8 protein-coding genes are annotated in these 12,211 nt (G+C 50.9%); 4 read left to right on the forward strand and 4 right to left on the reverse strand.

Annotation, left to right across the window (positions count from 1 at the left end):
- The first annotated feature begins 2 nt into the window (after window positions 1-2).
- Window positions 3-1,139 (forward strand): glycosyltransferase, encoded by a 1,137-nt coding sequence (locus ACS5NO_RS31900; RefSeq protein ID WP_439418852.1) that lies wholly within the window; start codon window positions 3-5, stop codon window positions 1,137-1,139.
- On the forward strand, window positions 1,136-2,149 hold the full coding sequence (locus ACS5NO_RS31905; protein ID WP_439418853.1) for an MraY family glycosyltransferase: 1,014 nt from the start codon (window positions 1,136-1,138) through the stop codon (window positions 2,147-2,149). Before ACS5NO_RS31900 ends, ACS5NO_RS31905 begins: the two co-directional genes overlap by 4 nt.
- On the opposite strand, the gene ACS5NO_RS31910 is transcribed toward ACS5NO_RS31905, so the two are convergent.
- The 3 genes from ACS5NO_RS31910 to ACS5NO_RS31920 are packed head-to-tail and all read right to left on the reverse strand — an operon-like array spanning window position 2,107 to window position 7,529.
- A complete protein-coding gene (locus tag ACS5NO_RS31910) occupies window positions 2,107-3,699 on the reverse strand; it encodes a capsule assembly Wzi family protein (RefSeq protein WP_439418854.1) in 1,593 nt (530 codons plus the stop codon). The genes ACS5NO_RS31905 and ACS5NO_RS31910 overlap by 43 nt on opposite strands.
- Window positions 3,700-3,717: 18 nt before the next feature.
- Window positions 3,718-7,077, reverse strand: a complete 3,360-nt coding sequence (porU2, locus tag ACS5NO_RS31915; protein ID WP_439418855.1) for a putative type IX secretion system sortase PorU2 — start codon at window positions 7,075-7,077, stop codon at window positions 3,718-3,720.
- Window positions 7,078-7,133: 56 nt separating this feature from the next.
- The gene (locus tag ACS5NO_RS31920; RefSeq protein WP_439418856.1) at window positions 7,134-7,529 is read right to left on the reverse strand and encodes a sugar 3,4-ketoisomerase; all 396 of its coding nucleotides are present in this window, start codon (window positions 7,527-7,529) and stop codon (window positions 7,134-7,136) included.
- Between the two features lie 348 nt (window positions 7,530-7,877).
- Here ACS5NO_RS31920 and ACS5NO_RS31925 point away from each other — a divergent pair, with 348 nt between their 5' ends.
- Window positions 7,878-8,864, forward strand: coding sequence for a sensor histidine kinase (locus ACS5NO_RS31925; protein WP_439418857.1), 987 nt, complete (start codon window positions 7,878-7,880; stop codon window positions 8,862-8,864).
- A gap of 225 nt (window positions 8,865-9,089) precedes the next feature.
- Complete coding sequence (locus ACS5NO_RS31930; protein ID WP_439418858.1) at window positions 9,090-11,144, forward strand: tetratricopeptide repeat-containing sensor histidine kinase; 2,055 nt, start codon at window positions 9,090-9,092, stop codon at window positions 11,142-11,144.
- Between the two features lie 117 nt (window positions 11,145-11,261).
- Here the strand turns inward: ACS5NO_RS31930 and ACS5NO_RS31935 are convergent, their stop codons facing one another.
- Complete coding sequence (locus tag ACS5NO_RS31935) at window positions 11,262-12,146, reverse strand: T9SS type B sorting domain-containing protein (protein ID WP_439418859.1); 885 nt, start codon at window positions 12,144-12,146, stop codon at window positions 11,262-11,264.
- Window positions 12,147-12,211: the final 65 nt, after the last annotated feature.

A 12,211-nucleotide genomic window follows, 5' to 3' on the forward strand; every position in this document is an offset into this window, starting at 1 on the left:
GTATGAATCAAAAGCGACCACGGGTTTTACACATCAGCACGGCTCATCCTCCATACGATCCGCGCATTATGTATAAATATTTGCCCGTTTTAGCCGACCATTATGATGTTTTTTGCGCCATTCCCAATGCCGATCCGGCCGTTGCGCCGGCGGTACATTTTATCAGGTTGCCTTATTTCAAACGCGTCATCGTGCGTTTTTTGGTTACCTGTCCACTAATCTTCTGGAAAACGATTTGGCTTCGCCCGGCCCTGATTCACGTCTATTCGCCTGAATTTCTGCCATTTGCCTATCTATATCGCATCCTTGGCACCCGTGTCATTTACGAGGTTCAGGAGAATTTGCACAAAAAAATCCATTTGAAACGCCACAACCGGGGCTGGTTTCTGAAAGGAGCTTTTGCACTTTTTGACCAGATGGCGTGTCGAGATTTTTCCCTGATTTTTACGGAGCATGGCTACCTGACGACCTACACCGACCTCGCGAAACCGCACGCCGTGATCTACAATTATCCGCTGTTGTCTTTTCTGGATACCTACCGACGGCCGTATCGACAGACATCCGATCCGGTCGAGTTTTTTTACATCGGCTGGCTAAGTTTCGAACGGTCGATTGTTACCCTGCTGGACGGTTTGGCCCTGGTTAAAACCACGCATCCTCATTTTAAAGTACACTTGTTTGGACATCGTTCTTTCACCGATCAGGACCTGGAGGCCCTTCCGGCTTATTCCATTGTGAAAGATAACCTGATTTTTTACGGCTACACTGATCAGGCCAAAGCGTTTGCCCAAGTTTCCAGGGCCGTGGCCGGGCTGGCGCTGTTGAAGCCGATCGGAGATTATACGGAATCGTATACCACCAAAATGTTTGAATACATGGCCCTTGGCCTACCGGTTATTACCGCTAATTTTCCATTATATCGCCCCGTGGTCGAAGGCAATCAGTGCGGTTTTTGCATGGATCCATCCGATCCGCAGGCTTTGGCCCTGCACCTGCGGTATCTGATCGATCATCCGCAGGAAGCGGAAGAAATGGGAAAGCGCGGACGGCGAGCTGCGGAGAAATTCTACAATTGGGCCACTGAACAACCTAAATTACTGAATCTGTACCAGTTAGTTCTTTCACCATCTGCCTCATGAATGGAATTGTTTACGCTGGTGTAGCCCTTTTGTTGTTTGGAGCCGAGGTACTGTACCTTCGTCTGGCCACCCATTACCACATTGTCGATACGCCCAACCACCGCAGCTCGCACACCCAACTGACGGTGCGGGGTGGCGGCATCATTTTCTGGCTGGCGGCTTTTCTGGCCTTTGTGGTTACGGATTTCGCATCGCCGGTCTTTTTTGTGGGCCTGACCCTGGTGGCGCTGGTCAGTTTTCTGGACGACATCTCTTCCATCTCAACCCGCATCCGGCTGCTGATTCAACTGATCAGCCTGGGGCTGTTGCTGGAACAAACCGGCCTCTGGTCCGGACTAAGCTGGTGGATGGTGCCAGGGCTCATCCTGGCCTGTGGCGTGTTGAATGCCTACAATTTTATGGATGGCATCAACGGCATAACGGTTTTTTATAGTGCCATCACCATAGCGACCCTACTGATTATCAACCAGTTTTACCTACCATTCACCAGGTCGTTGCTGCTTGTATTTTCACTCATCGGGCTCGTCATTTTTGCTTTTTTCAACGCCCGCCGACAGGCTCTGTGTTTTGCGGGGGATGTTGGCAGCGTGTCGATGGCATTCATCGTGATTTTTTTGCTCGTCAGTTTGATGCGCGAAAGCGGGCAGTTAACGTACGCACTGCTGCTGACGGTTTACGGCATCGACAGCGTCATGACCATTTTGTACCGTTTATGGCGGGGTGAAAATATCTTTCAGCCCCATAAACTGCATCTTTTTCAGTTACTGGTGCATCAGCTACAATGGCCGCACCTACGGGTTGCCGGTCTGTATGCTCTGACGCAGGCATTCATCAATGGGTATGTGATCTGGCTCACCCGCCAGGATGCTCAAATGCAATTTTGGGGCGGTTTTTCCCTGCTGATGGGGTTGACGCTGGCTTACGTTATCATCAAAAACCGGTTGGTAACGACGCGCCATAAACCCGGTCAGGGTCGGGAAAAGTCCCAGGTTTTTCGGAGACTAAACTGAAACCCGGTGCTGTTGGGATATAATGCCCCGTGGTCGAGGGCAACTGACATTCTGGCCTGCATCCCATGCGCGAAAGCTGGGAAACCCAGCAGCAACAGGGACGAAAACTGCCCGATGGTGGTAGGAAACGGATGCCCGTAGGTGCCCAGATTCTGACTCATCGAGCATTTCAACTGGAATAGATACCGCTGCGACCAGTTACCGGACACGCCCAAGTGAAAAACTTTCACCCGGTTGTTGTTGCTAAAAAAGTAATTTTCAACTCTTTGCGCGCGTGGCAAACCGGAGCGGGTACGATCGGTAGGCGGAATGAACGGCGTGCCGATGGTATGCCCCCCATACGACCAGCCATCGATGTATTGTGAGTGATTGAAGTAATTATCCGCACCGCGTTCCCTATCAAGATCTCCGAATTTGGCGCCCCCCTGGCTTTGGGTATGGAGCAACTCCACCAGAACGGTCTGAATCTGAAACCGGTAGCTCGCCGGGCGATTGTTCTTGAACCGGATGCCGTGCAAACCGTCCGTAATGTTGGTCAGGTAAAACAACGAGCCGTCGTCGTAAATACTCTGGCGGTACAATAGCAGGGAAAACCGTTTGGCGTTGATTTCTACCCCGATGTCGAGCGTCCCGAGGTGATTGCCCAGGCGGTTTCCGCGATCGGCTTTGCTGAAGAGTGTGGTATCGATGTTGTCGCCCCGCGCAGCCAGCGAGGTACCTGTTATTGCATTAAGATAGTTACTAAAACCCGCTGGAAACCGCCCGTTTTTGATCTGGTTTTCATTCGTAATCACCTCGCTCCTGCCTGCCCACTGCACCTGATGGTTGAAACCAGCGTAGAACCGAACCGGCCAACCCGGCTTTCCCAGCCGACCATACAGGGCTTTCTGGTGTAAATAGGAATGCGTGACGGCACCCTGGTTGCCAAACCAGCCGTGGGCATACAGGCCGCGAAAGGAAACCACTCCTTTGGTAATACCGATTGGGGTGTATTCTGCCATGGAAAGCTGAATTTTAGGGATCGGCATCGCGTTGCCGGACCAGATGTAAGGCCCCGTTCCCAACGTAGAATCGGCCAGCCCAATGACTTCTTTCCGGCGCCCCACCAGTAATTCCAACCCCCAGAGCCGCCCTTTCACGTAGGCTTCCGGAATCAGAACGGCCGACTTCCGGCTCGCATTTCCCACCACCTCCAGCCCATAGCCCCAGCCAACCAGCTTTCGTTTGTTTTCGATTAAGTTAACCGGCTTGGTAATGTCGCGCAGATAGTTGGCCGAAATTCCGCCCCGCAGGGTTCCGAATGGCGAAGTCGTTGGCACGGTTCCGTACTGGTTGGTGCGCAGCCAGAACGGTGTTTGCTGCGCGGTGCTGGCCGAAAAGGCGGTTTCGGCAAACAAGCAAAGCTCTTTCTTTTCTAAATCCTGACGAAAAATCTCGGCAATAGCTCCACGCGCCGTTGAGTCTACCATTTGCGCCCGCGCATCGAATGGGAACAGACCGGGCAGCATCAGCAGGAAAGGGATTCGGCAGGCTCTGATGAAGTCGATCATGGGTTGTTGAGTTAAACATTACCGGTTGATAATCACCCGCCCGGTCAGGTGCCGCCCATCGTCCCGAATAAACCGGAAAACATACAAACCATTGGGCAATGCCACGCCCCCCTGATCTGTACCATCCCAGTAAAATCCATTTTCGCCGATGCGAAGCGGTTGCCGGAGCGTTCGAACCACTTGCCCGTTCAGGTTCCGAATGACCAACTGCCCGTTGCCCGGCAGCTCCTTCCCGGTAACGGTAAACTGAAACCGGGTATGCGCCCAAAATGGATTGGGTACGGGCCGGATGACCGACAGACTATCCTCCGTTTTTACCCGAAAATTGATTTCATACGGACTCAACCCGGCTTTGTTACCACTGACATCGGTGGCCTGAACTCGCAATGTGTAGACGCCTTCGGTCAGATTCTGAGGTCGGTAGTGAAGTAAAAACCGGTTATTGGCGCTGGCAGGGGTCCAGCTTACGTCGGAATTGCCAAGAACCACCCGTTCAAAACCGCATGTTTCGCAGGGTTTACGCAGCAGCAAATCGATACCGAGCGTGTCCCGGCGAATGCGGTATGGATCTTCATCCTGCACCATAACCTGAATGACCGGATTGGGCGAAACCAGCGCACCATCGGCAATTCGGGCTCCGTCGATGGTTACATCCAGCAACGGATTGAAGCGATCGGGCGGAAAACGCTGGCTCGAATCGGGCAAAACGACCGCGTACTGATCACCGGATTTCGAAACCGTAAACACCAGCACATTATTGGTTTCGTCTAACTCCTCCACCCGGTTTTCAGCATCCAGTGCCAGTTCGTGCTGCGTTGGGCCATCGACATCCAGGTCGGGTCGAAAGCTGTAATAAATCGTATCACGAAAGGCTACCGCAGCTCTCGAAACGGTTTTATACGACCGAACCGATCCGTCGGACAGCCGCTTCCGAACCGTCAGACTCAGGCGTTCCTGCGGATGATAGCGTCCGGCATTGACCACAACCACCCGCAAACGGACGGAATCCGCGGCATTGTCGGTCCGGGAAACCCCCGAAGACTGCACCTGAAAATCGGCTTTGGGCAACGGAAACAGCCGGAGAGCCGGGTCACCCTGCAACACCATCTGGTTGGCGTTGCCAATTTGCAGGGCATCTTTGGTCGTGGCCAACACCCGCCGGGTGGTTTCCTGGTGAATAACGCCAATCGGTTTTGAGAAGTAGGTGCTGTCCGTAAACAGCGTCTTGTAAAATTGCAGCGTGAACGTGTTGAGGGGCGTGGTAAATCCTTCGAAACAGTGTGCCAGAATGGCAATGGCTCCTTTGTCCGGCGTCAGCAGCCAATTGGTACTGAGCACATTACCACCATAAAAAATATTCCCAAGTCCGCACCCATTGAAAAACATGAGTGGATACCGGCCTTTGTTGTTGTAGCCATATACCGGATCGGAAGCATACCCGATGTCGAGGTCGGCGACGGTAGGAGATGAATGGCCAAAAAAAGTGATCATCGCAACCCCTTTGTTGACCTTGTCGCTGATGTCGATGCGCTCGACGGGGGCATCGGTCGTTTTGGAGCGCGTGGTGACTTCCGAGCCTAAATACGGTTGCTGCACGAGTGCCTTCGCATCGTTCAGAATGGCCTTGAAACCAGCCAGTTCCGACTGCGAACGGCCTCCGCTCAGGTGCAGAACTTCCTTGCGCCACGGCACATTGGCCGCATTGCTTTCAAACTCTTTCACCTTGTTTCCGTAGTTCAGCACCTCCTGCGCCGAAAGTGTATTGAGCCGTCCCGTGGCCATAGCGGGCACGTTTTCCGGAAAACCAGCCAAACCAGCGGTCAACAGAACATCTGAACCGGGGACGTTGCCGATGGTAGGAACCAGATCCAGATAATACTGATTGGCATTCTTGCGGAACGGAAAATAGACCGACGAGCGGCCTATCAAAAACAGGAACTTGCCGGGGCCGCCCGTCAGCATATAATCGGCAAACCGCCGAATAGCCAACGGAGTGCGTTCGCCAAAGCTGAACTGGTTGAACAACTCCTTCATGGTCACCACGAGCGTATCGTACTGACCACCTTTCACGGATGCCCGGTAAGCTGCGTAGGCCCGAACCGGGTCCGCCACCTGCCCCACCGGTTTCATCAGAAGTTCGTGCGAAACAATCAGGAAGTTCGGTTTTGCCGGATCAAATTTGCGAAAAACCACCCGCTCCAACCGAATGGGCGTTACTACCCGGGTTGTCACCAAAAGCTGACGCGGAGACGTCGTGTTGGGAACGACCACCCGCCGGGTCGAACCTTCCTGCGTGCCAGATAGCAGTCGGGCCGCACCCGGTTCGGTGATGTCATAGATGACGGTATTGGCTGGCGCATCCGGCAGTTCGAGGTAAGAAAGTCCACCGGCTTTTGGTAGTAGCCGCAGCACTTGCTGCGTCCCATTTTTCAAGCTGATCGTTTGTGGATACCGAATCCGCACGGTACTCACGGAATAACGATCAAATTCACCCGACCCGCGCGATACGGTAGTTAGCGTCAGGTCCGCCGAAGCATCACTTTTTACGGTAAAATCCGTGGATTGAAGCGGTGCTGAAAACCGGCTCGGCTGAAACGCACTGAATTTCAGGCTCCCCAACGTCCGGCCCGACGCACCGGCCGAGAAATCGACCAGATGTTGGTAGGTATCCCGGCCGTTCAGCAGCACTTCCAGCTCCGGTTTTTCGGCGGCCGAATTGACCCAGCCAGGAAGGTTGAAAAGCTGCGTATGTGGTTTGTTTTTCTGTTGCATCGGCCCCGTCCAGCCCTCTCCTGCTTCAAAATACACCTCATACTGGGTAATAAAAGGCACCGGACCCGTACTCGGGTTGGTAGACATCTCATCCTTCAGCACCTGCAGTTGCTCGGCGATATGATACGGTTCCGGCAGCAAACCGGCGGGTCGGGTTTCCTGCGTGGTGACAACCCGTTTGCCCGGTTTTCCGTCGGAACGCCAGGTTAAAAAATAAGCCGCCGTGTCGGAATACATGCTGTAGTACGGATGCGGCTGGGCGCTCATCGGTCGGTACAGCAAGGTATCCTGCAAACCGTCATTGCCTTCGCCTACAAATTCGAGGTAATCCGCAGCGTCGAGTTTCTGATCCGATTCGCCGGAAACCAGGATCGCCTGCTCGATTCCGCGCCGGAACAGTTGCAGGGTAGTGGGGTTAACGGACGCAACCGGGATGCCAGCCTTTGCCAAGTCTGAAGTTGTCAGTCGGTAAACAGCCCTTTCCGTGACCGGGATTCGGAAATAGGACTGGCTGTGATTAATCCATTCGTTTCCAAAGCGGCCCGTTTGGGCATTCACCCCACCACTACAAACCCATACGAACAAACCAACGATCAGTTTCCGCATAACATTGTCTGAAAATAAAGCATTGACTTCGCAGCATCGGCGGATGCAGAGCGGGCTTACTGCCACACCTGTTCTCTGACTGGCAGCAAAACCGGCCGATAAGGTTCCGGAATATAATCCCGCTTGGAAAACAGATCGCTCGCTAATGCCAGCACCGTGCAATCCGGCGAAAAATCGTACAATATCCGCCAGTCGGAAGGGAGTAGATGCAGGGCCTGATTCGGGCTATTTAATTGATAGACTGCATCATGACCTTCAGATTGAATAAATATGGACACCGATCCAGTCAGGCAGAACAAAATGCTGTGATTCTGCTGGTGGCGGTGTTGCCCCCGGCACTGACCCACTGGCACCTTATAAATGAGGTAAGACCGCAGAAAGGATAATCCGGTCAAATCTTCCAGCTCAGCGATCTGGCTTTTAGACGTTTTTAAGGTGTATAACAGGGCCATGACAACGGCTTTTTATGTCGGACAACCCACCCGGTTTCAAAAACCTGAAAGGTTACGAAAACCGGAATGACCATTCCATGCGGAACAGATACAAATCAATCGAAGGAAACCGTCTTATTCTGTAGAAAATCATCCATTTCAAGTGGCCGGCAAAACCGCCTTTTGGGGGAAAGGCAGCAGGGTGACGAAAATCAGGAGAAAGGCGTCGTTCAAAATACGTTTTTTTCTACAAAAGCCGACCCACAACCTGCTTATGTTTGGGAGGATTATCCCGGCTTTGCGCAATCTATGTTTACCCCAAAACGGAGCGAAACGGTCTGTAAACAGATTACTCCACGATCCGGCACGATGACGTTGATACCGTTTTTTCTGTGGACCGGTAGCACGTCGGCGTCCGCTGAACTGTCTATTGGTCAACCGGTTTTGCGACTCATCGGTTTTTTTTTCAGTTGGAATAATCTAATTTTCCCACCCGTTCTGGCGAGCCTGCTTGTGGCCGTTCTGGTGTGGTTTTTCCTGCGAATTCGCTACCGAAACCAGCATCAGCAACACCTGAGACTGGATCATGAAACCCAGGACCGCATCTTGCAGCAACAGAAATTAATCTCGGAGTTGCAGCAACACAATGACCAGTTAAAAATTTCCAAGGAGAATCTGCACCTGTCTATCTCCGAAAAAGATCGCTTTATTTCGATTTTGATCCACGATTTGCGGTCGCCTTTGCGGTATTTATACAAAAACACCGCATACTTATTCCGAAACTGGAAGCGGGATTCTCACGCCGAACTGGACGATCTGATTACAGAAATCAACAATTCGACCAAGCAGATTCATTTTCTGACGGAAGAAATGATGCAATGGATTTCGACCCAGGATCATGCGTATGGTGTCCGGATCAAGGAGTATTTGTTGCCGGAACTCATCCGTGAACTGGAAGAGTTGTACAAGGAAAATATTCTACACCACGGCAATGTGCTTCAACTCGACATCCCGCCCCTAATGAAGGTGAATACAGACAAATTGCTGCTGAAAACCATCCTGCGAAATCTGATCGACAATGCGAACAAAAACACGGATGACGGCACCATCCGAATTGAAGCCCGGCAGGCCTATCAGAAAGTGGTCATTACGGTATCGGACAGTGGCGTTGGCGTTTCGCCCACACTCCTGCGAGATATTAACCGCTATTTTAGTACATCAGAACCCATGCCGGGTTTAAATACGCAGTTTGGCCACGAAATTATCCGGGATTTTGCCCGCTTACTCAAGGCGACCGTTTTTTACGAAACCCCCGAAAGTGGCGGCTTACGGGTCTCCTTAACGCTTCCCTGTTGATTAGAAACCGGCCATTCGCAACCCATCATTTACCTTTAGATTACCCTTCCGACTTCCCCACCCAACTGTACCACGACCGATTTTTACCGGTCGGCAGTTCTTCAGATCAATTGTTTTTGTAGTATGTTCGTCATCTGTAACACTTTCAGTATTATGTGCAAACATTCACGGCCGTTTAGCACATGGGAGTGCAATTTTACGGCATCCTAAATAAAATTCACCTTCATGAAAAGTGGGCATCCCTTCATCGGTCGTCTGGGCTGGGTTCTGTTGATTTGCTGTTTCTCCAGTTGTGATTTTTACGCAATCCGCAAGGCCGATCACCAGGCTCACGTAGACAGCCTGATCGACCGGGCCACGGTTCTGAAGTTTTCAAAGGGAATCGAATGTTCCCGGATGTATCTGGATTCTGCCTACGCACGGTTTCCCGACGCGGGAGTTATGGATTACTACCGCAAATATGATTTTTTGAGAGATAATTACTTTGATGAGAATTTCAAACCCGACTATGAGAAGGTTCAAAGCTATATCGATAGTATGTTTTGGGTTCTTGAACCCGGAATCCTTCGGGAAAAATACAAAAAGAATTATGCACGTATCTACCTTTTGCGCGGTGGTCTGTTGTATCATCAGAGACGGTACGAAGAAGCGTATAGTCAGTTTTTTCAGGGAAAGATCCTCATGGAATCGACCTTCGACAGTTGCCAAAGCAGTCAGTATACCAGCCGGATCGCCGGGATGAATTACCAGGAAAAAAACTACACCAAAGCCGCTACGTATTATAAACAGGCCTTCCGTGAAGTAATGACGTGTTCGAACGAAGGAAACTTTGATGATTTGTTTGCGAGCCGTCAAGGGTATTTAAGCAATATCGGTTTATGTTACTCAAAATTGGAATTACCGGATAGTGCGCTGCATTACTATGACCAGGCGTTACGGTTTATCGGGCAGAATGAACACAAATTCCCGAATCAGAAAGATTTCATGGCGATGGCCCGGGCGGTCATTTATGGCAATCAGGCCACCATTTATCTCCAGCAGGGAGACCTTCCTCAGGCCGAAACCCTGCTGAAAGAAAGTATCCGCATCAATCGGCAAACCGGGTATTACAACCGGGATGCACAGTTGTCGCAGGCCAAACTTTGTGAAGTCTACCTGACCAATAATCGGCTGGAAATGGCGCGCAAAGAACTGCTTTCCCTGAAAATATCGCTGGATACGCTACAACACCCGGACGCCCTCTTACGGTGGCATCATCTCCAATCGCAATATTTCGAGAAGGTTCACCAAATCAGCCAGGCCCACTACCATCTTAAAAATTATCACGCGCTGAGAGATTATTCCGACCAGGAAAAGGCGGTTTTTAAGGGCATGGACCAGGCATTGCAGAACCTGGATAGTCAGCACAAAATTGAATTGTTACATAAAAAAGAGGAGCTGAACCGACTCTATCTGATGGGGGCGGCTGCCATTCTGCTGATGGCCTTTGTGATTGCCTATCTGATCTGGCACAGTTGGAAGCGAACCCAGAAAAACCTCTTAAAACTTGCCGCCTTAAACCGGCAAATTATTGGCCGAAATACCCAGCTACAGACCACATTGACGGAACTGGAGCGAAGCCAGCAGGAAAATGCCCGTTTGTTGCAGGTTGTTGCGCATGATTTACGCACGCCAATTGGCGCTATCAGCATGGCGGTCGATCTCTTGCTGGAAGATCAGTTGAGGGTTCATAAACCGCAGTACTTCTTGGAAATGATCAAGTCGTCTTCGGCTAATTCCCTCGTTCTCATCGACAACCTGCTGCATTCAAACGCCACCATCAACAAGATGGAACCGGTCGAGTTGCAGGGTTTTCTGGCGTCGTGTGTCGACATGCTGGAGTTAAAAGCACTCGAAAAAAAGCAGTCCATTCATCTCGAAACCACTATGGCCCGGATTTTGGTAGACCGTCAGAAAATGTGGCGGGTGATTTGTAACCTCATTACCAACGCCATCAAGTTTAGCCCACCTGAATCTACCATCACTGTGGGGCTGGAAAAACGGGAGGATACGGTTCAAATATCCGTCAAAGATCAGGGGATCGGTATTCCGGCTCCATTAAAAGCCACTATTTTCGATTTATTTACGACGGCACGACGACCCGGCACCGCCGGCGAAAAATCGTTTGGGATGGGGCTTGCCATTTCCCGGCAAATCGTCGAAGCCCATCGCGGGAAACTTTGGTTTGAAAGTGAGGAGAATCAGGGAACTATTTTTTACGTTGAATTGCCTGTGAAATGAAACCATAGCCGGTTTTCAGGTTATCTTTTCCGGACAAGAAACGGCATTATCCACTAAAAAAGCCTACGAAGAATCTTCATAGGCTTTCGAACTATTGCGAGATGTAAAGGTTAAATTCTAGCGTGATAAAGTCAGGGAGCGGGTGAATTTCCGTCCGTCACTGAGCCGAATGCTGTAGAAGTATGTTCCGGTGGGCAGGTCTTTGTTGCGATCCCGTCCGTCCCAGTCGTTTTGGTAGTCTTTTGACTCGTAAATGACGGTTCCGTTGCGATCAAAAATGGTTACCTCCGCAGCCAGTTTTCCCAGATTGACAATCATGAATTTATCATTGGTACCATCCCCATTGGGCGAGAACCCTTCCGGAATCCGTAGCTCCCCTTCCGCATCCGGGTTTGAACCGGAACACAAACTGGAAAGCGATTTGATGGTCAGATTCTCAAAGACACCACTGGCTTTGGCAACGTAGGTATCGTAGTCAAACTCAGGTGTGTTTTTTTTGAGCACAACTTCACTTAAGCCCGTGACCGGAAAGGCTTTGTCATCATTCCAAACCAGCGTTGTTCCGGCTTTTTCATCCGGATTGACAAGATCGAATTGCAGCGTCGCAATGGGAAGCCAACTCGTGGAAACGGGCGTCGCGTTCTGTTCCGAACCGCTGTAAATGATGTTCAATGAAACGATGCCGTTGGCATTCCGTTCGGCCGAACCGTTCAGCGATAAAGGATTGTAGTTCAGGCTGGCATTGTCGCCCTGGCTGGTAAAATTCTGCTGATCGGCAATAACCGGCGCTTTAATCAGGTGAGCATCGTACAAAAAACGAAAGTTTGCATTACCCATCAAAAAGGTGCTGCCTTCATCATGAGCCTTCACTTCCACCGTCACCAGCAGCTTCTTTTGAGCGCAATCCGCTTTTTTTAGTTGTAACCGCACATCAAATTTGCCGTTTTGGGCCTTAGCCAGAAGCGAAGAGCAGACCGCGAAAAGAAAGAAAAACCGTTTCATATCCATTGGTTTTACGGAAAATAGAATTCAAACTTCAGAGTTGGATCAAGGAAGGTCCAGCGGTC

The sequence above is a fragment of the Larkinella fluvii genome (assembly GCF_051857545.1).
Lineage (GTDB): Bacteria > Bacteroidota > Bacteroidia > Cytophagales > Spirosomataceae > Larkinella.